Annotated in this window: 16 protein-coding genes; 7 read left to right on the forward strand and 9 right to left on the reverse strand. The window is 73.8% G+C overall.

All coding sequences use genetic code 11. The features are described 5' to 3' along the window. Nucleotides 1-21: 21 nt before the first annotated feature. The 7 genes from ACFXAM_RS16875 to ACFXAM_RS16905 all read right to left on the reverse strand — a co-directional run bounded on the left by ACFXAM_RS16875 (nucleotide 22) and on the right by ACFXAM_RS16905 (nucleotide 6790). Nucleotides 22-297, reverse strand: coding sequence for a DUF202 domain-containing protein (locus ACFXAM_RS16875; protein WP_380291853.1), 276 nt, complete (start codon nucleotides 295-297; stop codon nucleotides 22-24). Continuing rightward, nucleotides 294-674, reverse strand: a complete 381-nt coding sequence (locus ACFXAM_RS16880; RefSeq protein ID WP_380291855.1) for a YidH family protein — start codon at nucleotides 672-674, stop codon at nucleotides 294-296. The genes ACFXAM_RS16875 and ACFXAM_RS16880 overlap by 4 nt, the downstream gene beginning before the upstream one ends. 6 nt (nucleotides 675-680) lie before the next feature. Then, nucleotides 681-2120 (reverse strand): sulfatase-like hydrolase/transferase, encoded by a 1440-nt coding sequence (locus ACFXAM_RS16885; protein ID WP_380291857.1) that lies wholly within the window; start codon nucleotides 2118-2120, stop codon nucleotides 681-683. A gap of 9 nt (nucleotides 2121-2129) precedes the next feature. Beyond that, nucleotides 2130-3527 (reverse strand): MFS transporter, encoded by a 1398-nt coding sequence (locus ACFXAM_RS16890; protein ID WP_380291859.1) that lies wholly within the window; start codon nucleotides 3525-3527, stop codon nucleotides 2130-2132. A 24-nt stretch (nucleotides 3528-3551) separates the two neighbouring features. After that, nucleotides 3552-5126: a sulfatase gene (locus ACFXAM_RS16895; protein ID WP_380291861.1), complete on the reverse strand. Its 1575-nt coding sequence runs from the start codon at nucleotides 5124-5126 to the stop codon at nucleotides 3552-3554. 125 nt (nucleotides 5127-5251) lie between these two features. Then, nucleotides 5252-5818 carry a PadR family transcriptional regulator gene (locus ACFXAM_RS16900; protein ID WP_380291863.1) on the reverse strand — a complete coding sequence of 189 codons (567 nt, stop codon included), beginning with the start codon at nucleotides 5816-5818 and terminating at the stop codon, nucleotides 5252-5254. 129 nt (nucleotides 5819-5947) lie between these two features. After that, entirely contained in the window at nucleotides 5948-6790 is an 843-nt protein-coding gene (locus tag ACFXAM_RS16905; protein WP_380291885.1) for a formylglycine-generating enzyme family protein, read from the reverse strand. Nucleotides 6791-7281: 491 nt separating this feature from the next. Here ACFXAM_RS16905 and ACFXAM_RS16910 point away from each other — a divergent pair, with 491 nt between their 5' ends. Continuing rightward, complete coding sequence (locus ACFXAM_RS16910; protein ID WP_380291865.1) at nucleotides 7282-8064, forward strand: BTAD domain-containing putative transcriptional regulator; 783 nt, start codon at nucleotides 7282-7284, stop codon at nucleotides 8062-8064. An 80-nt stretch (nucleotides 8065-8144) separates the two neighbouring features. Here ACFXAM_RS16910 and ACFXAM_RS16915 read toward each other — a convergent pair whose 3' ends face one another. Both ACFXAM_RS16915 and ACFXAM_RS16920 read right to left on the reverse strand, forming a co-directional pair. Continuing rightward, complete coding sequence (locus ACFXAM_RS16915) at nucleotides 8145-8696, reverse strand: cysteine dioxygenase (RefSeq protein WP_380291867.1); 552 nt, start codon at nucleotides 8694-8696, stop codon at nucleotides 8145-8147. 66 nt (nucleotides 8697-8762) lie between these two features. Further along, complete coding sequence (locus ACFXAM_RS16920; RefSeq protein WP_380291869.1) at nucleotides 8763-9725, reverse strand: TauD/TfdA family dioxygenase; 963 nt, start codon at nucleotides 9723-9725, stop codon at nucleotides 8763-8765. 312 nt (nucleotides 9726-10037) lie between these two features. Here ACFXAM_RS16920 and ACFXAM_RS16925 point away from each other — a divergent pair, with 312 nt between their 5' ends. The 6 genes from ACFXAM_RS16925 to ACFXAM_RS16950 all read left to right on the forward strand — a co-directional run. Further along, the gene (locus tag ACFXAM_RS16925; RefSeq protein ID WP_380291871.1) at nucleotides 10038-11348 is read left to right on the forward strand and encodes a sensor histidine kinase; all 1311 of its coding nucleotides are present in this window, start codon (nucleotides 10038-10040) and stop codon (nucleotides 11346-11348) included. Beyond that, a complete protein-coding gene (locus ACFXAM_RS16930; RefSeq protein WP_380291873.1) occupies nucleotides 11336-11977 on the forward strand; it encodes a response regulator in 642 nt (213 codons plus the stop codon). Before ACFXAM_RS16925 ends, ACFXAM_RS16930 begins: the two co-directional genes overlap by 13 nt. Before the next feature lie 10 nt (nucleotides 11978-11987). After that, nucleotides 11988-12764, forward strand: coding sequence for a DUF4097 family beta strand repeat-containing protein (locus ACFXAM_RS16935; RefSeq protein ID WP_380291875.1), 777 nt, complete (start codon nucleotides 11988-11990; stop codon nucleotides 12762-12764). Between the two features lie 233 nt (nucleotides 12765-12997). After that, on the forward strand, nucleotides 12998-13216 hold the full coding sequence (locus ACFXAM_RS16940; protein WP_380291877.1) for an MbtH family protein: 219 nt from the start codon (nucleotides 12998-13000) through the stop codon (nucleotides 13214-13216). A gap of 106 nt (nucleotides 13217-13322) precedes the next feature. Beyond that, on the forward strand, nucleotides 13323-18080 hold the full coding sequence (locus ACFXAM_RS16945) for an amino acid adenylation domain-containing protein (RefSeq protein ID WP_380291879.1): 4758 nt from the start codon (nucleotides 13323-13325) through the stop codon (nucleotides 18078-18080). Beyond that, nucleotides 18077-24075: amino acid adenylation domain-containing protein (locus ACFXAM_RS16950; protein ID WP_380291881.1), on the forward strand; the 5999-nt coding region annotated here is incomplete at its 3' end. The genes ACFXAM_RS16945 and ACFXAM_RS16950, both read left to right, overlap by 4 nt.

Raw genomic sequence — 24075 nt, forward strand, 5'->3', positions numbered from 1 at the left:
CCGGGCACCCGCCAGCCCCCGTCAGGCCCGAAGGGCGTACTGCGCGGCGAGCAGGAGACCGGCGGCGGCCGCGCAGAGGGACATCGCGTGCTGCCGGACGCGGGTGCCGGTCCTCGTGGTGACGGACAGGGCCGCCACCACGAGGAGCAGGACGCCCGCCGCCGCCTCGGCCGCGGAGCGGTGGGCGAGGGCGCCGCGCACCGCCAGCACGGCCGTGACCAGCGCGGAGAGCGCGGTCCGGCGGCCGGCGAGCGCGGTGCGCTCGGGCTGCAGGCCGGGGTCCCTCCCCGGGGTCACGAGGACCGCAGCAGGAGCAGCAGGAACAGGCCGATCCCGGCCGGCGCGGCGCTCACGGCCAGCACCGGCAGCACCCGGCTCCGCGGCAGCGGCCGCCGGTGGCGCATCGCCCGCTGGACGGCGCGCCAGCGGAAGTAGGCGGTGCCGCACAGCAGGGCGCCCGCCACCGCCGGTACCGCGCCGAGCAGCGTTCCCGTGATCCCCCGGGTGTGCGCCGGGACGAACTGGGCCACGGCGAGCGCCGCTGCGATGAGGGCGAGTCCGGTCCTGAACCAGGCGAGGAAGGTCCGCTCGTTGGCCAGCGAGAACCGGTAGTCCGGCTCCTCGCCCTCCTCGTACCACGGCGTGCCGCCGCCGGGGCGGGATCCGGTGGGCACGGTGGGCTACCGGCTGCCGGGCGCCGGCAGGGCCACCTGCGGCAGGCGCGGGTCCGGCGCGGGCGGGATGACGTCGGCGGTCTCGACCATCCAGCGCAGCACGGCGTCGTGCAGCCGCCGTTCGGTGGCGGCGTGCTCCTCGCGGCCCGCCAGGTTGACCCGCTCCCGGGGGTCGCTCGCGCGGTGGTAGAGCTCCGGCGGCTCGTAGAGCCGCCAGACGTACGTCCAGGCGTGGTCGCGGACGGCGACGGCCTTGCCGACCAGGGTGGGGTCCTCGTGCTGGAGGGCGCCCTTGAGGTCGTACGGGAAGCCCGGGCGCTCCAGTTGCTCCTCCTCCTCGACGGTGAAGCCGCCCTCGGTGAAGGCGTACTCGCGGTGCGGCGCGGCCGGGTCGTGCAGCAGCGGGACCAGGCTGCGGCCGAAGTGGCGGTGCGGCGCCTCGACCCCGGCCAGCTCCAGCACGGTGGGCAGGACGTCGACCATCTCCACCAGGGCGTCGCTGGACCGTCCGCCGGCGAAGCCGCCGCCGCTGATGATCAGGGGGTCGCGGACAATGCAGTCGTGCATCGCCGAGGGCCACTTCTCGATCAGCCCGAAGTCGCCGAGGTATTCGCCGTGGTCGGCGAAGAACAGGGTCACGGTGTCGTCCGCGGCGCCGGCCCCGGCGACCGCGCCCATCACCCGGCCGAGCTGGTCGTCGAGGCGGGAGATCATCCCGTAGTAGGTGGCCGTCACCTCGCGCCACTGCTCCGGGGTGACGTCGCCGATCCCGTAGCGCTCGCGGACGGCCCGCATGTAGCGCGGCTCGCCGGCCGCGTCCCCGGGGGCGACCGGGTCGGGGAGGGCGTCCCGGTCGACCTGGGAGTACCAGGGCTCCTCGACCTGGAACGGGCAGTGCGGCGCGACCAGCGGGACGAACAGCACCCAGGGCTGCTCGGGCGGGTTCTCCAGCCACCGTTCGGCGGAGCGGATCGCGGCCTCGTCGGGGTCGATCCGGCCGTCGTCGGGGACCAGGCCCCGGTAGAACAGCCGGGACCAGACGCCGTCCGGGTAGTCCCCGCCGTAGCCGACGGTGGGCATGGTCGAGAAGCCGTACTCGTGGACGCTCGCCTCGGTGACGCCCGGCGCGAAGGTGTCGCCGCGCGCGCCCGCCCAGGCGACGTGGTAGCCGGCGTCCTTGAGGATGCGCAGCAGGTTGGGCTCGTGCTCCTTGAGCAGGTGGGTGAGGGTCCGGTGGCCCGCGGTGTGCGGGTACCAGCCGGTGAGCATCGACGCCCGGCTCGGCGAGCAGACCGGGTGCTGGACGTAGGCCTGGTTGAAGGTGGTGCCGCGGGCCGCGAGGGCGTCCAGGTGCGGGGTGCTGACGTAGGGGTTGCCGAACGCGCCGACGGCGTCCGCGCGCAGCTGGTCGGGCATCAGGATCACGAAGTTGGGACGGCTGGTCATGTGCGGTTCCTAGTTCTGCGGTTCGGTCGGCAGCGGCCGGTCGTCGGCGGTGGCGCGCCGGTCCAGCTCGGTCTGGACGGCGGCGACGTCGCGGCCGTAGGTGCGGTACAGCGGTGTGGTGAGGAGACCGTTGGCGAGGAGGACCACGACCACCATCCACAGGAAGGCGCCCTGCAGTCCGACGGCGTCGCCGAGGTGGCCGACCAGCAGGGTGATCACGGCCCAGGCGGCCCCTTCGATGCCGAGGAAGACGGCGAAGGCCGCGCCGCGCAGTTCCGGCGGTGTGATGGCCATGACGACCGGCCGGTTGACCGACGGCTGGAAGCCCTGCAGCAGGCCCAGCAGCGAGAAGAGGGCGGCGTAGACGCCGAGGTGGGTCCAGGCGATCTGGGTGGCGACGTAGGCGACGACGCCGTACCCGAGGATCGCGGTCTGCAGGACGGCGATGCGGCCCGAGCCGGGGAAGCGGCGCTGCACGCGGTCCGCGGCCAGCCCGCCGGCGAGGGTGCCGATCAGGTACGACAGCGAGGAGGGGAGGATCACCAGCGAGGCCTCCGCGGTGCTGAACCCGCGGACGTCGACCAGGAACACCACGCCGAAGGCGATCATCACGAACTGGGCGCTGAGCAGGCGTTGCAGGCACATCAGCGGGAAGCTGCGGATGCCGGCCAGCCGGCGCAGGGCCGCCCGGTCGAAGGCACGGACGCGCGGCGCGGCGGGTCCTTCCTTCAGCGCGGCGAGTTGGTGCTCGGCCCCGCCGACGCCGGGGTCGTCGAAGAACAGCAGGACGGCGAACCCCGCCAGCAGTTGCATGGCGCCGACGGCGAAGAACCCGTACCGCCATCCGCCGTCGACCCGGGACAGCTGCCCGAGCACCGGTCCGAGGAGCCCGGTGACCAGGGCCACGGTGCCGAACAGGACGCCCGCCGCCCGGCCGCGGGCCCGGTCGTCGAAGAGGTCGGCGAGGATGCCGTTGATCAGGGGACCGCTCCCGGCGACGCCGGCGGCGGCGATCGCGAAGAGCACCACGAGCTGCACGTAGTTCTGGGCGAGGCCGGTGGCCACGGTCCACACGCCCCACAGGCCGGAGCTGACGGCGAGCACGTACTTGCGCGGGTAGCGCTGGGCGAGGCTCACCCAGATCGGCCCGAAGACCACCCCGATGATCTTGCCCAGGGCGACCAGCAGGCTGAGCGCCGCCAATGGCAGGTTCAGGGCGGAGCGCATCGCGGGGAAGAGCACCGAGACGGCGCCCTGGTCGCCGCTGTCGGTGGCCATGGCGGCGCTGAGCAGGCCCAGTTGGCGCCAGCGGCCCCTGCCGCCCGGGGCGGCGGCGGCATCGGAGGCGGAGGCGGAGGCGGCGGACGGGGAGGTCACCGCGGCGGGCGGCGGGGAATCGGCGGTCATGCGGAACTCCCTTGGCACGGCGGATCAGTCGGACCGGACGGAGCGCTCGTCACGGGTCTGCATCAGGGCCGCCCAGCGGGCCGCGAGTTCGGCGGTGCGCGGTCGGTCGGGGGCGTGCCAGGAGACCGGCACGTTCAGGGAGGTGAGGCGGGCTTCGAGGTCCTCGGCGAGGTGCTCGCGGCCGGTGTCCCGCAGGTGCCGGGCGTAGCGGGCGGGGTCGTTGTAGTACGTCGGGCCGGTCTGGAGGGTGGCCTGCATCGGGTCGGGCAGGCAGCCGGGGCGGCCGGCGTGCTCGTTCCACCACTCGGCGAGGTGGGAGCGCATGACGGCGGCGAGTTCGGGTTCCTCGTCGAGCAGGTCGCGGGTGAGGTACGGGTCCTCGGTGACGTGGAAGAGCTGCTCCCACTCGGCCCGGAAGGCCCCGGGGTGGTAGGTGCGGATGTAGAGGTGGTCGCGGGTGCGCACGGCGCGCTGGTAGGTGTGGGCGCCGTGGCCGAGGACCAGGTAGGGGCGGGACTCGATGGTCTCGCCGCGCACCGCGGGGGCGAAGGAGGTGCCCTGCCAGCCGGCCGGCACGCGTATGCCGAGCAGGTCGCAGAGGGTGGGGGCGAGGTCGATGTTGTAGAGCAGCGCGTCGTTGCGCCGCGCCTCGGCGGGCAGCCGGTCGGTGACGCCGGGCCAGTGGACGATCAGCGGCACCCGGTGGGTGGGTTCGTTGGCGAGGCCGTGCTCCGCGTAGGAGCCCTGCTCGCCGAAGGACTCGCCGTGGTCGGCGCTGACGATCACCGCGGTCTCCTCGGCGATCCCCAACTCCTCCAGGGTCGCCATGAGTTGGCCGAAGTAGTGGTCCCAGTAGTGGACCGCCCCGTCGTAGCCGTTGATCAGGTGCTCGAAGTCGGCGCGGGAGCGGACGGCGTCGGGCATGTTGTGCGGGACCGGGGAGGTGCCGTCGCCGGTCAGCGAGTAGTGCAGGTCGAGGGCGCTGCGCGGGCCGTAGATCTCGGCGTGGGCGGCGATGGTCTCCTCGTCGGGCCACTCCTGCACCGGGCCGGAGGCGGCCATCTTCTCGGTCCACTCGGCCGGCTGGGTGTAGTTGGTGTGCGGGTCCCAGTAGGTGAGGTGCAGGTACCAGTTCTCGTCGTCGGCGTGCCGGCGGATCCAGTCGACGGCGGCGCGGTTGACGTCCTGGGCCTCCTCGTCGCCGAGGCGGGCGGTGGCGCGGATGGACTCGCGGAAGTTGGCGTGGAAGAAGTAGGCGCGGTGCCGCTCGGCGAACACCGAGACGGCGGCGGTGTAGTGGCCGGCGAAGCCGAGGAGCTGGCCGAGCAGGGGGCGGTCGGGCTCGGGGCCGTGTCCGGAGTCGAGCCGGAACTGGGCGGCGGGCCCGAAGTGTCCGATCACGCCGTTGGTGATGCCGAACTGACCGCTCGTCAGTGCGGTGCGCGAGGGCAGGCAGGGCGAGTCGGAGCAGTAGTAGCGCTCGAAGGTGACCGATTTGTCGGCGAGGGCCTGGAGGTTGGGGGTGGTGGGGCGGTGGTAGCCGTAGGGGGTGGTGTGGTCGGCGCGGAGGGTGTCCACGTCGACGTAGATGATGCGCATGAGGGTCTCCGGGGGAGGGGGAGCGGGGCAGGTGCGCACGCCGGTGCGGCCCGGCGGCAGGGGGACGCCGGGCGACCGGTGATCAGGGGGTGGGGCGGCGCCGCGGGGGCGCGGCGGGCCGCGGTTCAGCGGCCGAGCCGCGTCTCCAGGCGGGCCTTGGTGAGCTGGAGCCAGGCGATGTACGAGGCGCCGTAGGCGTAGCCGTACTCATGGGCCATGGTGTGGATCTCGGTGGCCCAGTCGGCGTCGAGTTCGGGGAGCTGCGGGTCGTAGGAGCCGGGGAGCGGCAGGGCGCGCGGCTCCGCGTGCTGCTGGAGCCGGAGCTCCAGCTCGGTGGTGACGATCTCCAGGGCGATCGCCGGGTCGAGCTGTCCGGCGAAGACGAAGCGCAGGGTGAAGTCGGGGTCCCTGGCGCGCGAGGAGGGCACATAGGGGGACCTCGCCCACTCCAGGAGCGCCGTGCGGCCGTCCTCGGTCAGCCGGTACACCTTGGCGTCCGGCCGGCCCTCGCGCGGATCGACCTCGAAGTCCACCCAGCCGCGCTCCACGAGCTTGGCCAGCCGGCGGTAGATGTGCGGGAGTTGGACTCCGTACCCGATGTAGCGGCCCGGCCCGTCCATCCAGCGGCGCAGGTCGTAGCCGGACAGCCGGCGCAGCGCCAGCCCCCCGAGAATCACATAGTCGAGCTGCATCGGCGGCACCTATGTTCTGAGGAACTTATGACCCACAGATTCATCCACCGGTAGGCGGATGTCAAGGCTCCGGTTGCGACCCGTTGCGACCCGTTGCGCGCCGTCCGCGCGCGACGCACCCGCCGCGCGCTACGCGTCCGCCGCGCAGCGGAAGCCCGCGTGGCCGCTGGAGCTGTCCGGGCTGTTGGCGGTGCGGGCGGCCACCCGGTAGCGGTTGCAGTAGGAGCGGTGGCACATGTGGGAGCCGCCCCGGATGACCTTGTCGGTGCCGGTGGCGGGGCCGGCGGGGTCGACGAGCGGACGGCCCGCCGGGTGGTCGGTGGTCCACCAGTCGGCGCACCACTCCCAGACGTTGCCGGACACGTTGTGGAGCCCGAAGCCGTTGGGCTCGAAGGCGTCGACGGGGGCGGTGCCGCGGAAGCCGTCGGCGGCGGTGTTGCGCGCCGGGAAGGTGCCGCGCCAGATGTTGCAGCGGTACTCCCCCGCCGGGTCCAGCTCGTCGCCCCACGGGTAGCGCGCCTGCTCCAGCCCGCCGCGGGCCGCGTACTCCCACTCCGCCTCGGTGGGCAGCCGCTTGCCGGCCCAGGCCGCGTACGCCGCCGCGTCGTTCCAGGACACGTGCACCACCGGGTGGTCGCCGCGCCCGTCGACGTCGCTGCCCGGCCCCTCGGGCCGGTTCCAGGCGGCGCCCTGCACCCCGCACCACCAGGGCGTGCGCTCCGGGCGGGGGGCGCCGCGGCGCAGCGCGGCGGGCAGGAAGGAGGCGAACACGTAGGACCAGCCGATGCGCTCCGCCTCGGTGCGGTACCCGGTGTCGGCGACGAACCGCGCGAACCGGTCGTTGCTCACCGCGCGGGTGTCGATCCGGAACGGCCTCAGCCGCACCGGGCGCACCGGGCCCTCCCCGTCGCCGGGGAACCCCTCGGCGTCCTCGGTGCCCATCAGGAACTCGCCGCCGGGCAGCAGCACCATGCCCTCGTCGCCCCGGCCGGCGCTGCGGCCGGCGTTCCGGCCGGCGTTCCGGCCGGCGCTCCGGTCACCGACGGGCAGCAGCAGCGGCGTCGCGCCGCCGCCTCCCCCGGAGGGCATGCAGCAGCGGGCGGGCGCGGCGGGTTCGGGGCGGTCGGTCATGCGCGGGTCCTTCCGTACCGGCCGGGCCTGGTTCCCCGGCACTTATGGACCAACGTACATAGGTCCGGCCGGCCGGCCAAGGGAGGGGCGGCCCCGGCGGAGGCCGCGACCCCGCGCCGGGCAGCCCCGGGAATTCCCGTGAAATACTCGTGAATGAATCCGGGAAATCCCGCGCAACAAAGTTGAAATAGAAAAAATATAGAGCTCCGGCCGAGAGTGATAAGCCTACGACGGATCGGCCCGTTTGCCGGGCCGGACCCCGTCGCAGCAGGCCCCGGGACCAGGTGTGGACGGTCCCGGCGGTGGCAGATCATTTTCTCAGGGGGACGGAAATGGAGTTCTCGATCCTCGGCCCGGTCCTGGTCCGTTCGGGCGGCCAGGACCACGCGCCGAGCGGGGCCAAGCAGAAGACCATCCTGGCCGGGCTCCTCATGGCGAACGAGAAGCTCGTCTCGGACGAGAAGCTGAGCACCTGGCTGTGGGGGCCCCGGCCACCGGTCACGCATTCCGCGCAGATCTACACGCACGTGTCGCGGCTGCGCAAGCACGTCGGGGCGGACGCCGAGATCGTCCGCCAGTCGTCCGGCTACCTGCTGCGCCTCGGGTCCGCGCGCTTCGACCACAGGGAGTTCCGGCGGATGGCCGCCCAGGCCGACCGCGAGCTGCGGGCCGGTGACCACCGGCGGGCGGCGGCGCGGCTGCGGGCCGCGCTGCAGCTGTGGCGCGGGCCCGCGCTCGCCGACACCACGGACGTCCTGCGGGACGTCCACGGCCCGCAGTTGGAGGAGGAGCGGATCTCCGCGCTGGAGGCCCGGATCGACGCCGACCTGGCGATGGCGGACCACCGGGCGCTGGTGTCCGAGCTGGCCGGGCTGGTGATGATGTATCCGCTGCGGGAGCGGCTGCGGGCGCAGTTCATGATCGCGCTCTGTCTGGGCGACCGGCAGGGCGAGGCGCTGGGCGTCTTCTGGGAGGGCCGGCGCATCCTCGCGGAGGAACTGGGCATCGACCCGGGCCCGACCCTCTCCCGGGTGCACGAGGCGGTCCTGGCGGGCGACCGCGAATTCCCGCGGATGGCACGGGAGATCATGGCCGGAGCGGCTCTCGCGAGCTGATGCCCCGGCTCCCCCTCCCGTGCGGCACGGCCTCGGAGGCGCCTTTCCGACCGGCGCCTCCGAGGCCGTGGCGGGCGGTCCTAGGAACCCGCCGGCCGGTAGGTCCGGCGGATGCTGGAGCCCAGCAGGGAGACGTCGGCGCCGTACACGTGCAGGGAGATCGCCAGGCCCGGGCCGTCGTTGCGGACCACGTGGATGTCGTCCGGCGGAACGAGCCAGCAGACGCTGCCGGTCGGGTTGTGCTCCTCGCCGACGGCCCGGAGCGACCCCGGCGGGCCGTCCGCGTCCCGGGCGAAGACCACCTCGGTCTCCTCGCCCTCCAGCACGCCCACCACGCACCAGGAGATGTGGTCGTGGACGGGGGTGCGCTGGCCGGGCAGCCACACCAGGGCGACGACGGAGAACCCGCCGCCGTCGCCCACGTGCAGCACGTGCTGGGTGTAGCCGTCGGGCGAGCCGATCCGGTCGCACTCCCGGAGCAGTTCGCCCTCCGGGAGCGCCGCGCGCAGCAGCTCCGCCACCAGCGGTGCGGTCCGGTCGTCCGGCAGGCCCCGGTCGACGACCTCCTGGATCGATGTGACGAGCCGGCGCAGGCCGACGGGGATCTCAATCGTGTTCGATGGCAGCAGCATGGAGGGTCCACCTGAATGAGTACGAGGACGAGTCGAAGTGGTGCCCGGAACGCGGAACGGCCCGGGTCAGGCCGCGGCCGGGGCGTGGTCGGTCATCGCCACCAGGACGCGGCGCCCGCCGGTGAACGGCCTGCGCCCGTGCCCGACGAGCACGTTGTCGATGACCATCAGGTCCCCGCGGCGCCAGTCCACGTCCACCGCGGCGTCCAGCCCCCGGTCACGGACCTGCCGGATGTACTCGGCGGGGATCGGCCGGCCGTCGGCGAAGGTCACCGACTGCGGCAGCTCGTCGGCCGGCAGCAGCTTCATCAGCTCGGCGGCCGTCTCGTCGCCCAGCCCCGCCGGGTGCCACTGGTCGGACTGGTTGAACCAGACCTCGACGCCCGTCACCGGGTGGCGCAGGGTGGACGGCCGCTCCTGGCTCACCCGCAGGTCGCCGCCGCGGCCCCACTCCCAGGTGGCCCCGGTGGCGGCGAGGAACTCGTCGACGACCTCGGTGCGGTCCGTCTCGAAGGTGTCCTGCCAGCTCTTGCCGAGGCCGACGCCGCCGTGCAGGTTCTGGGTGTAGCGGACGCCGCCCGCGTAGGCCTCGCGCACCTCGTCGTCGAGCGACTCCAGCCAGCGCGCGGCGTCCACCACGGGGGTCGCGCCGCCGGTCTCCGGGGCGGCCACGCAACAGAACATCAGCCGCGTCGGCCACCGGTGGGCGTAGGAGAGCTCGTTGTGCATCGAGATGGTCTGGTCGCTCGGGTACTCGGTCGAGGTGTAGAGGTTGCTGCCGACCTTGCTGCGCGGCGAGTTGCCGTGGACGTAGGCGAGCCGGCCGGGCACCAGGCGGTCCATGACCGGTCCGAGCTCGCCCTCGCCGACCCCGAACCCGCGGAACACCAGGGCCTTGTGCGCGGTGAGCAGTTCGTGGAGGTCACCGGCCTCCTCCAGGTACGCGGTGAGGCCCTCGGCGCTCGCCGCCGCCCGCGCGCTCTCCGGGCTGATCTCCAGCGGCTGCCACGGCTCGTTCTGATTGGTCACGTCGATCCCCTGCCTGATCGCCGACAATTCGGGTGCGTTTCAGGCGACATCCTGCGACCGGGTCCCATATTTCCTCGATATCGCACCGGATCCGGGGCGGGAGCGGCCACCGCGGCGGCCGGGACCCTGTACCTGGTACCACCCTCAAGACGGGTACCTCCGTACCTGACGGGACGGCCGCGATCGACGAGACTCGTCCGGGACGGAACGGACGGCGGACGGCGGACGGGGAACGCCGGGCCCACGGGGCCCGGGAGCCCGGCGACGGCGGACGAGGACGAGCACAGAGGAGACGGGTACGCAGTGGATGCCATGGAACAACGGGGGGTGCGCCGGGTCGCGGACAGCCTTCCGGGCGTGCTGTCCGCGCCCTGGTCGGCGAGGACGTGGCGGCTCGTCCTGCACGTGCTGCTGGGCCTGCCGGTCGGGCTGCTGACCTGCGCGGTGCTGCTGGTCCTCGGCGGGCTCACCGCCGGGCTGGCGGTGACCTGGGTGTTCGCGCTGCCGCTGCTCGCCGCCCTGTTCTGGTGCTCGCACCGGCTCGTCGCCCTCCAGCGGGCCAGGTTCGCCGCCCTGCTCGGCGTCGAACTGGTGCTGGAGAAGCCGGCCGCGCCGCCCGCCGAGGGCGGCTGGGTGCGGCGGGTGCTGGCCGAGGCCCGTTCGTCGACCACCTGGCGGTGGCTCGGCTACCACGCGCTGGCGGGTGCGGGGGGCGTGCTCGGGGCCGCCCTGCTGCTCGGCCTGTGGGCGGCCGGCCTGGCCATGGCCACCGTCTACCTGGGCACCACGGGGCTCGGCCGCGCCCTGCCGTACACGATGGGCCTGCACCAGGTCCTGCTGGTGGTGCTCACCGTCGCCGGGATCGCCGTGCTGCAGCTGTCGCTGAGCGTGGCGCGCGGCGTGGCGCAGCTGGACCTCGCGCTCGCCCGGCAGCTGCTCGGGCCGAGCCAGCGCGACCGGGCGAACCAGCTGTCGGAGCGGGTGGTCACCCTGACCGAGGCCCGGGCCAAGGTGGTCGAGGCGGCCGACTCGGAGCGCCGCCGTCTCGAACGCGACCTCCACGACGGGGTCCAGCAGCAGTTGGTTTCCCTGTCGATGAACCTGGGGATCACCCGCAGGAAGATCAAGGACATGCCGGAGCCGGCGCGGGAGGCACTCGCGCAGGCGCACGAGCAGACCAAGCAGACCCTGTCCGACCTGCGGCAGCTGGTCCGCGGGCTGCACCCGGCCGTCCTCGACGACCTCGGCCTCGACGCGGCCCTGTCCGGCATCGCGGCGCGCTCCCCCGTGCCCGCACGGCTGCGGGTGGACCTGCGGCAGCGGCCGTCGGGGACGATCGAGGCGGCGGCGTACTTCGTGGTCTCCGAGGCGCTGGCCAATGTCGCCAAGCACTCCGGGGCGAGCGAGGTGGCCGTCAGCGTCGAGCAGATCGAGGACCCCGCGCGGGGTGAGATCATCAAGGTGACAGTCACGGACAACGGGTGTGGGGGCGCAAGTGAGAAGGCAGGCAGCGGACTTCGCGGCCTCGTGCAGCGGGTCGGCGGAGTGGACGGAACCCTGCACATCGACAGCCCGGTCGGCGGGCCGACCGTGATCACCGCGGAGCTGCCATGCGGATCGTGATCGCCGAGGACGCGGTGCTGCTGCGGGTGGGCATCGTGCGGCTGCTCGAAGCCGAGGGGTACGAGGTCGTCGCCGCCGTCGGCGACGCCGAGGCCCTGCTCGCCGCCGTCGAGGAGCACCGGCCCACGCTGGCCCTGACGGACGTGCGGATGCCCCCGGGCTTCCGGGACGAGGGCCTGCAGGCCGCGTTGAAGATCCGGGAGCGGTTCCCGGAGGTCGCGGTGCTGGTGCTCTCCCAGTACGTCGAGGAGCGGTACGCCGTCAGGCTGCTGTCCGGCCGGACCAGGGCGCTGGGCTACCTGCTGAAGGACCGGGTGGCCGATGTGGACGAGTTCCTGGACGCCGTCCGGCGGGTGGCCGAGGGCGGGACCGTCCTCGACCCCGAGGTGGTCTCCCAGTTGCTGGTCCGCCAGCAGGGCGACCCCCTGGAGCGCATCACCGCGCGTGAGCGCGATGTGCTCGTCCTGATGGCGCAGGGCCGGTCCAACGCCGGGATCGCCGCCGCCCTGGTGGTGAGCGAGAGCGCCGTGGCGAAGCACATCAACGGGATCTTCAGCAAGCTGGACATCCCGCCGGCCGACTACGACCACCGCCGGGTCCTGGCCGTCCTGAAGTTCCTGAACGGATAAGAGGGGAAGCATGTCGCCACAGAACAAGCCGATGGGGTTGCTCGGGGCCGCCCGGAAAGCGGGCGTGACCGGCACCGCCGTGATCGTCGCCGGCGCCGCCCTGGCCGGATGTTCGGGCCTTGCGTCGACGCAGACCGAGACCCAGCAGGTCTCCTTCGACCACCAGATCGAGCGCATCGAGTTCCACCTGGACAGCGGGGGCATCACCCTGACGCCGGGTGACCAGGGCCGGGTCGGCATCGACCGGAAGCTGACCTGGACCGAGGACCGCCCCTCCTTCACCGAGGAGTGGCAGGGCAACGTCCTGAAGATCACCAGCACCTGCGACGGCCGGCACTGCTCGGCCGACTACACCGTGCGGGTGCCCGCCGCCGTGGCGGTCAAGGCGTTCACGGAGGCCGGCACCATCAACGCCCAGGCCATCCAGGGCGATCAGGAGCTGCAGACCGGGGCCGGGGACATCAAGGTGTCCGACGCCGCGGGCCGGCTCTCCGCGACCACCAAGGCGGGCAACATCACCGCCGGCGGCCTCAGCTCCGGGGTCGCCTCGGCCGACACCCAGTCGGGCAACCTGAACCTGGGGTTCGCCAAGGCGCCGTCCCAGGTGACCGCCCGCTCGCAGGCGGGCAACGTCAAGGTGACGGTGCCGCGCGACGGGCAGCAGTACAAGGTGGAGGCCGACACCAAGGCCGGCCGGAAGGACGTCGACGTCGCCCAGGCCCCGGCCGGGCCCGGCACGATCACCGTGCACTCCGACGCCGGTGACGTCAGCGTCCACTCCGCCTGACCGCAGGACCGAAGAACAGCACGTCGGACAGTACGCGAGGCCCCGGTGCGGGGCGGCCCACGAGGCCGCCCCGCACCGGGGCCTCGTCGCGTCCGCACTGTATAGCTGCCCGATAGAACAGATATAGCCCACCCGCACAGACTTCCCGGAGTACGGCGCAGGACGTCATGGCGTCGCGCCGACGTGCCCAGCGGATTCCACGCCGGTACGGACCCGAATCGCGAGGAGTGGCAATGTCTGAGAACACGTCCAACCAGGACATCTTCTGTGTGGTCCTCAATGACGAGGAGCAGTATTCGATCTGGTCCGCGGACCGCGCCCTGCCGGCCGGCTGGCGGGCCGAGGGCACCGAGGGAACCCGCGAGGAGTGCCTCACCCGCATCTCCGAGGTGTGGACCGACATGCGCCCGCTGAGCCTGCGCGAGCGCATGGCCGGGGAGCTCGCCCGCTAGGGAATTCCCGCCCGATCCCCCCCTGGAGCTGCCGGGAAGATCCCGGCCGCTCCGTCCAGCCATGCCGTTTCGGCTTGCCTTTTCACTGTCGATCACAGGAGTCCGTGTGGCCCGGCATTCGCTTCTGCACCACATCGTCGCGCAGCGCGCGGCGCAATCCCCCGACACCGTGGCGTTCATCGAGAACGGCCGGCGGGTCGGCTACGGGGAACTGGAGGTGAATGCCGGGCGCCTGGCGAGCCTCCTGCGGGATCACGGGGTACGGGCGGGCAGGACCGTGGCCCTCGGTCTGCCCCCCGGCTCCACCCTGGCCACCGCCCTGCTGGCGGTGCACAAGACCGGAGCCGCCGCCGTCCTCGCGGCCCCGGACGCCCCCGCCGAGCGCCTGGCCCTCCTCCTGGAGGACGCCCGGCCCGACGCGGTGATCACCGCCGGAACGGAGCTGCCCGTGCCGCCCGGCACGAAGCACCTGCGGCTGGAGCCCGGCCGGCCGGATCGCCTCGCCGGCCTCGCCGAGCAGGCCGAGCAGGCCGAGCAGGCCGAGCCGGTGGAGCCGGTGGAGCCCCTGGAGCCGGCCGACGAGGCCGCCTCCCCCGCCCTGGTCGCCTACGGCCGCACCGGTACCGGGTGGGTGCTGGACGCCGCCGACACGGCCCGGCACGCCGGCCGGCTCGCGGAGCACTACGGCCTCACCGCCTCCGACGTCCTGCTGCTGGCCGGCCCGGTCGACGACCTCGACCTGCACGGCGTCCTGTTCGCCGCGCTGACCACCGGCGCCACCGTGGTGGCCGCGCCGCCCGCCGACCCGGCGGCCGGGCCCGAGGCGCTGCCGCGCACCGCCGCCGCGCTGCGCGCCACCGTGCTCACCACCACCCCCGACGCGCTGCGCCCGGCGGCGGACCTCGCCGCCTGGGCCGAGCCCGCCGAGCTGCGGCTCGTGGTGTGCCACACCCCCGGGCCTGACCCCACGGCGGCCCACGAGGTGTGCCGGCTGCTGGCCGGGCGCACCCGGGCCGCGGTCCGGAGCCTGCACGGCGCCGCCGGCCGCGGCCTGCCGGTCGCCGCCTTCGGCCACGAACCCGGCGCCGAGGCCACCCCCGTACCGCTCGACCGGCTGACCGGCGAGGTACGGACCGTGGTCCTGGACGAGTCCGGCGAACCGGTACCGCCCGGCGTCCCCGGCGAGCTCCACCTCACCGGCACCGGCACCGCGCTCGGCTTCCACCGCCGCCCGGCCCTCACCGCGGAGTGCTTCCTCCCGGACCCGTACGGGAAGCCCGGCGAGCGGCTCCACCGCACCGGAGAGCTCGTCCGGCGGCGCAACGACGGCACCCTGGAGCACCTGGGCCGGCTCGCCGACGCCCCGGACCAGGAGCCGCCCACCGCACCGGCCCTGCTGCTGGACGACGACCACCCGCCGTACGTCGAGCCGCGGACCGCCGAGGAGCGCGCGGTCGCCGCCGTCTGGTCCGAGCTGCTCGGCATCGACGACATCGGCGCCCACGACGACTTCTTCCAGCTCGGCGGCTACTCCCTGCTGCTCACCCGGCTGATCGAGCGCCTGCACCGGAGCACCGGCAAGCTGCTCGACCTGTCCGGCCTCTACACCGCGATGACGGTGGAACAGCAGGCCGAGCTGCTCCGCGACGCCCCCGCCGCCGGCCGCCCGGTCGAACCCGTCGCCCGGGACGGAGCGCTCCCGCTCTCCTCCGGCCAGCGGCGGCTGTGGTACCTGGACCGGGCCAGGCCCGGCAGCGCCGAGTGGATCGTCCCGCTCCTCCTGCGCCTGCCCGCGGACGTCCCCGCGGACACCGTGCGCCGGGCCCTGGACGTGCTCGGCGAGCGGCACGAGTCGCTGCGCACCCGCTACCTGATCCAGGACGGCGAGCCCGCGCAGCTCGTCGAGGCGCCCGCGCCGGTCGAGCTGACGGTCCTCGACTGTCCCCCGCACGACCTCGGCGCCGCGGTCGTCGCCAGGTTCGAGGAGGAGTTCGACCTGGAGGCCGGGCGGCTGTGGCGGGCCCTGCTGCTCCGCGAGGACGGCCGCGACCAGCTGCTGTTCATCACCGTCCACCACATTGCCTGTGACGGCTGGTCGGCCACCGTGCTGGAGCGCGAGTTCCGGGAGATCTGCGACGCGCTGTACACCGGCCGCACGCCCGAGCTGCCCGCGCCCGTCATCCAGTACGCCGACTACGCGGCCTGGCAGCAGCGCTCCGCCGACGAGGACGGCCACCGGGCCGGAGTCGAGTTCTGGCGGCGCGAGCTCGACGGGATGACCGTCCTGGAGCTGCCCGCCGACCACCCGCGCCCGGCCGAACGCGACCCCCGCGGCGGCATGGTGGCCGTCACGGTCCCGGCCCCGCTGGCGGACGAGCTGCTCGCCCTCGGCCAGCGCCACGAGGCCAGCCCCTTCCTGACCCTGCTGGCCGGCTTCGCCGCCCTGCTCGCCCGCTACACCGGGCAGTGGGACGTCGGCGTGGGCGTCCCGGTCGCCGGGCGGGACCGCCCGGAGGTCGAGCCCGTCGTGGGCTTCTTCCTGAACTCCCTGGTCCTGCGCTGCCGCCTCGACCCCGCCCGGGGCTTCGCCGACGCCCTGGACGGCGTCCGCGCCACCGGCCTCGCCGCGTTCGCCCACCAGGACGTGTCGTTCGACCGGCTGGTCGAGGAACTCCGCCCGGAGCGCGACCCGTCCCGGACGCCGCTCTACCAGGTCGCCTTCAACTACAACGACGAGCAGGTCACCGGCGGCATGCCGGGCGAGGCCGACCACGCGCTCTTCCTCGGCTCCCGCCGGGTCGCCAAGACCGACCTCACCCTGTACCTGCGCCGGAACGCCGACGGCACGCTGAACGGCGTCTTCGAGTACGCGAGCGCCGTCTTCGAGCACGCCACCGTCGAGCGCCTCGCCGGGCACTTCGTCCAGCTGCTCGCCTCGGCGGCCGCCGCCCCCGGCACCGGGCTGCGCGACCTGGAGATCCTGTCGGCCCGGGAGCGCGCGGACCTGCTCGGCGGCTGGAACGGCATGCGCACCGCCTGGCCGGCCGGCTCGGTGATCGACCTGATCGAGGCCCAGGCCGCCGCGACCCCCGACGCGACCGCCCTGGTCGCCGGCCCGGAGCGGATCGGCTACCGGGAACTCGACCGCGCGGCCGACCGGATCGCCCACCGGCTGGTCGCCCTGGGAGCCGGCCCGGACCGCCTGGTCGGCGTCTGCCTGCGGCGCGGCCCCGGCCTCGTCGAGGCGCTGCTCGGCGTGTGGAAGGCCGGCGCGGCCTACGTCCCGCTCGACCCGGACAACCCGCCGGAGCGGCTGGAGCACATCCTCGCCGACAGCGGCGCCACCGTCCTGATCAGCGACTCCACGCTGACCTCGGCCACCGAGGGGTTCACCGGCACCCGGCTGCTCCTGGACCGCGCGGCCGACGCCGCCGACGGCTCCGCCGACCTGCCGGCCGGCCCGCCGCCGCGGCACACCGACCCGGAGCAGCTGGCCTACGTCATCTACACCTCGGGCTCGACCGGGCGGCCGAAGGGCGTCATGGTCAGCCACCGGGGCCTGGCCAACCACCTCCGGTGGGCGGCCCGGGACCTCGTGCACGGCGAGGGCGGTGCCCCGCTGTTCTCCTCCGTCGCCTTCGACCTGCCGGCGACCAACCTCTACGCCCCGCTGCTCACCGGCCGCCCGGTCCACCTGCTGCCCGCCGACCTCGACCTCGGACGGCTCGGCGCCGAACTCGCCGCGGCCGGCCCGTTCTCCTTCGTCAAGCTCACCCCGGGCCACCTGGAGCTGCTCACCCACCAGCTCACCCCGCAGCAGCTCGACCGCCTCGCCGGCGTGGTGCTGGTCGCCGGCGAGGCCCTGCCCGCCCGGACGGCCAACCACTGGCTGGACGCGCTGGGCCCCGGCCGGCTGGTCAACGAGTACGGCCCGACCGAGGCGTCGATCGGCAGCACCGTCTTCCCCGTCGACAAGACGGCCGACGCGGTGGTCCCGCTGGGCGGACCGCTGCCCAACGTGACGGCGTACGTGCTGGACGCCACCGGCCGGCCGGTCCCCGTCGGCGTGCCGGGCGAGCTGCACATCGGCGGCGAGGGCGTGGCCCGCGGCTACCTCGACCGCCCCGGCCTCACCGCCGCGCAGTTCGTCCCCGACCCGTACGGCCCGCCCGGGTCGCGGCTCTACCGGACCGGTGACCTGGTCCGCCGGCTGCCCGACGGCAGCATCGACTTCCTCGGCCGGATCGACACCCAGGTCAAGATCCGCGGCTACCGGATCGAGCTCGGCGAGATCGAGGCCCGGCTCACCGCCGAGCCCGGGATCCGCGACGCCGTCGTGGTCGTCCACGAGGCCCGGCCCGGCGAGAAGTCCCTGGCGGCCTACGTCGTGCCCGCACCCGACCACGGGTTCGACCCCGGGCAGGTCCGGCAGCGGCTGTCCGACGCGCTTCCGGAGTACATGGTCCCGGCGTCGATCACCGCCATCGAGGCGGTGCCGCTGACGTCCAACGGCAAGCTCGACCACCGCGCACTACCCGCGGTCCACGAGTCCACCGACGCCCACCGCCCGCCGGAGACCCCCATCGAGGAGCGGATCGCCGGAGTCTGGGCGACGCTCCTGGACCGGGAGCGGATCGGCGTCGACGACGACTTCTTCGCGCTGGGCGGCCACTCCATCCTGGCGATCCGCATGACCTCGTCCCTGCGGGACGAATTCGACATTGACCTCTCCGTCCGGAGCGTCCTCGAAAACCCCACCGTCCGATCGCTCGCACAGGTGGTGGAGGCCCTGATCAGGGCCGAGATCGAGCAGATGACGGCGGCAGAACTTCTTGAGGCGAAGGCAAGGGAGCACCAGGCATGAGCATCGACAGTAACCCCGTGTCCGACATGGAGCTGGCGCGACTGCGCGAGGAGGTGCTCCGTCGCCGACTGGCCGGAACCGCGTCCGGACGGCGCACGGAGATCCCGCTCGTCGACCGCGGCCGGCCGATGCCGCTGTCCTTCGGCCAGCAGCAGATGTGGTTCCTGCACCGCCTCGACCCGCAGAGCGCCGAGTACCACGTGCCGCTGGCGGTCCGGCTGCGCGGCGCGCTCGACACCGAGGCCCTGCGCGCCGCCTGGGAGCAGGTGGTCGCCCGCCACGAGATCCTGCGCACCCGCTACCTGCTGGTGGGCGAGGAGCCGCGACAGGTCGTCGACGCCCCCGCCGCCCCGCAGTGGACGGTGACCGACCTCACCGAGGTCCCCGCCGACGAGCGCGACCGGCGGGCCCGGGAGCTCGCCGAGGCGGACTTCGCCGCCCCCTTCGACCTCGAACAGCGCTGGCCGGTCCGGGCCTCGCTGCTGAAGCTGCACGAGGACGAGCACCTGCTGGTGGTGACCTTCCACCACATCGCCTGCGACGCCTGGTCGGTCCGGCTGCTCACCGGCGAGCTCAGCGCCCTCTACCGCGCCGGGACCGGCGGCGAGCCCGCCCGGCTCGCCCCGCTGCCCGTCCAGTACGCCGACTTCGCCGCCTGGCAGCGCGACCGGCTGACCGGCCCGCACCTGGAGAAGGAACTCTCCTACTGGCGCGAGCGGCTGGCCGGCGCACAGCCGCTGGAGCTGCCGACCGACCGCCGGCGGCCCGCTGTCCGCGGCTGGGCCGGCCGCACCGTACGCCGCACGATCCCCGCCGAGCTGGCCGCGCGGGCCCGCTCCCTCGGCACCCGGCACGGCACCACCCTGTTCACCACCCTGCTCACCGGGTGGCAGCTGCTGCTCTCCCGCTACGCCGGAACCACCGACATCCCGGTCGGTGTGACCATCTCCGGCCGCAACCACCCCGAGCTGCAGCAGATCGTCGGCTACGGCATCAACACCCTGGTCGCCCGCGGCCAGTGGCAGGGCGACCCGTCCTTCGCCCGGCTCGTCGACGACGGCCGCGACACCCTGCTGGGGGCGTTCGACCACCAGACCGTCCCGTTCGCCCGGCTCGTCGACGAGCTGCAGCCGGAACGCGACATGTCCCGCACCCCGCTGTTCCAGGTCGACTTCGTCCTCCAGGAGGACCGCACCGGGGCGTTCGACCTGCCCGGCCTGACCGTCGAGGCGCTGGACGGCGACCGGATCGCCAAGTTCGACCTCACCCTGGAGCTCCAGGAGGCCGCCGACGGCTCGCTGGACGCCCGCTTCACCTACGCCGAGGCGCTGTTCGACCACGCCACCGTCGAGCGGCTGGCCGGACACTACGAGACGCTGCTGCGGGCCGTCACGGAGCACCCGGAGCTCCCGGTCGGGGCGCTGAACCTGCTCCCGGCCGCCGAGCAGGAGCAGATCCTCACCGCCTTCAACGCCACCGACGCCGGGTTCCCGCACACCAGCACGCTCGCCGACCTCGTCGAGGAGCAGGCCGCCCGCACCCCGGACGCGCCCGCCGTCTCCTTCGACGGCCTGACCCTCGACCACACGGCCTTCAACGCCCGGGCCAACCAGGTCGCCCACCGGCTGCTCGAACTCGGCGCCGGCCCGGAGACGGTCGTCGCCGTCTGCGCCGAGCGCTCGCTCGATCTCGCCGTCGCGATCCACGGCGTGGTCAAGGCCGGCGCCGCCTACCTGCCGCTGGACCCCGAACACCCGGACGCGCGGCTGGACTTCATGCTCGCCGACAGCGCCGCCCCGATCCTGCTCACCACCCGAGACCAGCTCGGCCGCCGCCACCCGGACGACACCGTGCGGGTGCTCACCCTGGACGACCCCGCCGAGTGGGCCGGGCAGTCGACCGACAACCCCGAGCGGACCGCGGGCCCGGACAACGCGGCCTACGTCATCTACACCTCGGGCTCCACCGGGCAGCCGAAGGGCGTGGTCACCACCCACCGCGCCATCGTCAACCGCCTGCACTGGATGCAGAACGCCTACGGGCTCACCGCCGCCGACACCGTCCTGCAGAAGACGCCGGCCGGCTTCGACGTGTCCGTCTGGGAGTTCTTCTGGCCGCTGATCGCCGGCGCCCGCCTGGAGATCGCGCTGCCCGGCGGGCACCGCGACCCGGCGTACCTGCGTGAGCTGATCGACCGGGCCGGCGTCACCGTCGCGCACTTCGTGCCGTCCATGCTCTCCCTCTTCCTCGCCGAGGCCGGGACCGACGGCGGGACCGACGCCGGGAACACCGCCGGGAACGCCGCCGGGGCCGGCCGGCTCTGTCCGTCGCTGCGGCTCGTCCTGTGCAGCGGCGAGGCCCTGCCCGCCCAGGTCGCCACCCGCGCCCTCGCCGCCCTGCCCGCCCAGCTGCACAACCTCTACGGCCCCACCGAGGCGGCCGTCGACGTCACCGCGTGGCACTGCACCCCCGAGGAGCTCGCCGGGCTCGCCCGCGTCCCGATCGGCGGCCCGATCGACAACATCCGCCTGCTCGTCCTCGACGACCGGCTGCGCCCCGCGCCGATCGGCGTCCCCGGCCAGCTGCACATCTGCGGCGTCGGCGTGGCCCGCGGCTACCTCGGCCGCCCCGCCCTGACCGCCGACCGCTTCCTGCCGGACCCGTTCGGCGACCCCGGCGACCGGATGTACGCCACCGGCGACCTCGCCCGCTGGCGGCCGGACGGCACCCTCGACTTCCTCGGCCGCATCGACACCCAGGTCAAGCTGCGCGGCCTGCGCATCGAGCCGGGCGAGATCGAGACCGCCCTGCGCGAGCAGCCCCGGGTCCGCGACGCCGCGGTCGTCGTCCGCGAGGACGACGACCGGGACCAGCACCTGGTGGCCTACGTCGTCGGCGACGCCGACCCCGAGCGGCTGCGCGCCGCGATCCGGGAGCGCCTGCCCGAGTACATGGTGCCGACCGCCCTGGTGCGGCTCGACGCCCTGCCGCTCTCCGCCAACGGCAAGCTCGACCACCGCGCGCTGCCGGCCCCCGAGCGCTCCGCCCTCGCCACCGACGCGCACATCGCCCCGCGCACCCCCGTCGAGGAGCGGATCGCCGCCGTCTGGGCCGAGGTCCTCGGCCTCCCGGTGGAGCAGGTCGGCGTGGAGGACGGTTTCTTCGACCTCGGCGGCGACTCCATCCGCGCCGTCCGCCTCAGCGCGGCGCTGCGCGAGGCCGGCCACGACCTCACCATCCGGCAGATCTTCGAGCACCGGACCGTCGCCGCCCTGGCCGTGGCGGCCGCGGCGGGTACCCCGGTCGCGGCGGTCGAGCCGGTGGCGCCGTTCGCGCTGATCGGCGACGAGGACCGGGCCGCGCTGCCGGCCGACGTCGTCGACGCCTACCCGCTCTCCCAGATCCAGACCGGCATGATCGTCGAGATGCTCGCCGACGACGGCCGCAACACCTACCACAACGTCAACTCCTTCCGGATCCCCGACGACCGGCCCTTCTCGTCGGCGGCGCTGACCGGGGCGCTCGCCGTCGTCGCCGGGCGCCACGACGTCCTGCGCACCTCCGTGCACCTCGCCGGGTACGCGCAGCCGCTGCAGCTGGTGCACGCCGAGGTGGAGATCCCGCTCACCGTCCACGACGTGCGCGAGCTCACCGCCGAGCAGCGGCGCGACCACGCGGCCGAGCTGCTCCGCCGGGAGCGCGCTGCCGCCTTCGACCCGGCCCGGGCCCCGCTGCTGCGGCTCAACGTGCACGTGGAGTCCGACCGCGCGTGGCGGCTGACCTTCACCCAGTGCCACGTCATCACGGACGGCTGGAGCGTCACCTCGCTGCTGATGGAGCTGCTGGAGGCCTACCGCTGCCTCCGCGACGAGGTGCCCCTGCCGTTCGCGCAGCCGCCGGCCGTCCGCTACGCCGACTTCGTCGCGGCCGAGCTGGAGTCCCTCGACAACGAGGACGACCGCGCCTACTGGCAGCACATCACCGACACCCACATGCCGGTGGTGCTGCCGACCGGCTGGGGCGCGGAGGGGCCGCGTGAGCACCACCGGTTCCAGGTGCCGTACGGGGACCTGGAGTCGGGGCTGCGCGGTCTGGCGGCCGCGGCCCGGACGTCGCTGAAGAGCGTGCTGCTCGCCGCGCACGTCAAGGTCCTCGGCATGCTGACCCCCGAACCCGCCTTCCACACCGGTCTGGTGGCCCACGGCCGCCTGGAGGCCACCGGCGGCGACCGGGTGCTCGGCATGCACCTCAACACGGTCCCGTTCCCGGCGGACCGCAGCGCCCGCACCTGGCGCGAACTGGTCGAGCAGGTCTTCGACCAGGAAACCGCCATCTGGGGCCACCGCCGCTACCCGCTCCCCGCCATCCAGCGCAACACCGGCGGCTCGGAGCGACTGCTCGACGTGATGTTCGACTACCAGGACTTCCACCAGGTCGACACCGACTCGGTGGACCTGGAGGCGACCCTCGGTGACGGCTTCACCGAGTTCGGCCTGCACGTGAACGCCTCGGGCGGGAACATCACGCTGACCTGCCCGAGCGACGTGTTCAGCGGGGCGAACGGCGAGCGGCTGGCGGGGATGTACCGGCGGGTGCTGGAGGCGATGGCCGCCGACCCGACCGGTGACGCCCGCGCGACCTACCTGCCCGAGACCGAGGCGCTCCGGCTGCTGGAGGAGTGGAACCGGGCCGTCACGATCCCCGGGGAGGAGTGTGTCCACCGCGCCTTCGAGCACCAGGCCGCCGCAACCCCGGACGCCCTCGCGCTGACCTTCGAGGACACGCACCTCACCTACCGCGAGCTCAACGAGCGCGCGAACCGGATCGCCCACCACCTGATCGAGCAGGGCGCCGCGCCGGAGACTCTCGTCGCGGTGTGCCTGGAGCGCGGCATCGACCTCATCCCGACCCTGCTCGGTGTGCTGAAGTCCGGCGCCGGCTACCTGCCCCTCGACCCGTCCAACCCGGTCGAGCGCCTCGGCTACATCCTGGGCGATGCCCGCGCTTCCGTCGTCGTCACCCAGCAGCGGCACACCGACCTCGTGAGCACCATCCACCAGGGCCAGATGGTCGTCCTGGACTCGGACGTGGACGCTGCGGTCATCGACGCCCGGCCGGCCACCGACCCGACCGTCGACGTCCGTGCCGACAACCTGATCTACGTCATCTACACGTCCGGTTCCACCGGTACGCCGAAGGGTGTCACGCTCACCCACGCCAACGTGTGGCGCCTGCTGGCCTCGGTGCGCGAGCAGTTCGCGTTCGGAGCGGACGATGTGTGGACGCTGTTCCACTCCTACGCCTTCGACGTCTCCGTCTGGGAGATGTGGGGCGCCCTGCTCCACGGCGGGCGCCTGGTCGTCGCGCCGTTCGAGGTCCTGCGCTCGCCGCACGACTTCCTCGACCTCATGGTCACCCAGCGGGCCACCATCCTCTGCCAGACCCCCACCGCCTTCCGCTCCCTCACCACCCTCGCCGCCGACGGCGACCCGCGCATCGACGAACTCGCCCTGCGAGCCGTCGTCTTCGCCGGTGAGAAGCTGGAGATCGGTGACCTGGCGCCCTGGACGGACCGCCTGGGCTCCGAGATGCCCGCTCTCGTGAACATGTACGGCATCACCGAGACGACCGTGCACTCCACCTACCACCAGGTGACCGCGGCCGACCTCGCCAGCCCGCACCGCAACCCGATCGGCAGTCCGCTCGCGGACCTGGGCATCCACCTCCTGGACGAGCGTGGTCACCTGGTACCCGTCGGAATCCCCGGCGAGATCCACGTCGCCGGCCCCGGTGTCGCCCGCGGCTACCTCAACCGCCCCGACCTGACCGCCGAGCGCTTCGTCCCCGACCCGTACGGCCCCGCCAGCTCGCGGATGTACCGCTCCGGTGACCTCGCCCGGCGTCTGGCGGACGGCACCCTGGAGTTCCTCGGCCGCATCGACACCCAGGTCAAGATCCGCGGCTACCGCATCGAACTCGGCGAGATCCAGGCCAA

The sequence above is a fragment of the Kitasatospora sp. NPDC059462 genome (assembly GCF_042749955.1).
Classification (GTDB): domain Bacteria; phylum Actinomycetota; class Actinomycetes; order Streptomycetales; family Streptomycetaceae; genus Kitasatospora.

Bases quoted from the DNA above. Each gene is read 5' to 3' on its own strand.
- ACFXAM_RS16885 (WP_380291857.1), bottom strand. From the start codon at position 2,120: ATGACCAGCCGTCCCAACTTCGTGATCCTGATGCCCGACCAGCTGCGC.
- ACFXAM_RS16890 (WP_380291859.1), bottom strand. From the start codon at position 3,527: ATGACCGCCGATTCCCCGCCGCCCGCCGCGGTGACCTCCCCGTCCGCC.
- ACFXAM_RS16895 (WP_380291861.1), bottom strand. From the start codon at position 5,126: ATGCGCATCATCTACGTCGACGTGGACACCCTCCGCGCCGACCACACC.
- ACFXAM_RS16900 (WP_380291863.1), bottom strand. From the start codon at position 5,818: ATGCAGCTCGACTATGTGATTCTCGGGGGGCTGGCGCTGCGCCGGCTG.
- ACFXAM_RS16905 (WP_380291885.1), bottom strand. From the start codon at position 6,790: ATGGTGCTGCTGCCCGGCGGCGAGTTCCTGATGGGCACCGAGGACGCC.
- ACFXAM_RS16910 (WP_380291865.1), top strand. From the start codon at position 7,282: ATGGAGTTCTCGATCCTCGGCCCGGTCCTGGTCCGTTCGGGCGGCCAG.
- ACFXAM_RS16915 (WP_380291867.1), bottom strand. From the start codon at position 8,696: ATGCTGCTGCCATCGAACACGATTGAGATCCCCGTCGGCCTGCGCCGG.
- ACFXAM_RS16925 (WP_380291871.1), top strand. From the start codon at position 10,038: ATGGAACAACGGGGGGTGCGCCGGGTCGCGGACAGCCTTCCGGGCGTG.
- ACFXAM_RS16930 (WP_380291873.1), top strand. From the start codon at position 11,336: ATGCGGATCGTGATCGCCGAGGACGCGGTGCTGCTGCGGGTGGGCATC.
- ACFXAM_RS16935 (WP_380291875.1), top strand. From the start codon at position 11,988: ATGTCGCCACAGAACAAGCCGATGGGGTTGCTCGGGGCCGCCCGGAAA.
- ACFXAM_RS16940 (WP_380291877.1), top strand. From the start codon at position 12,998: ATGTCTGAGAACACGTCCAACCAGGACATCTTCTGTGTGGTCCTCAAT.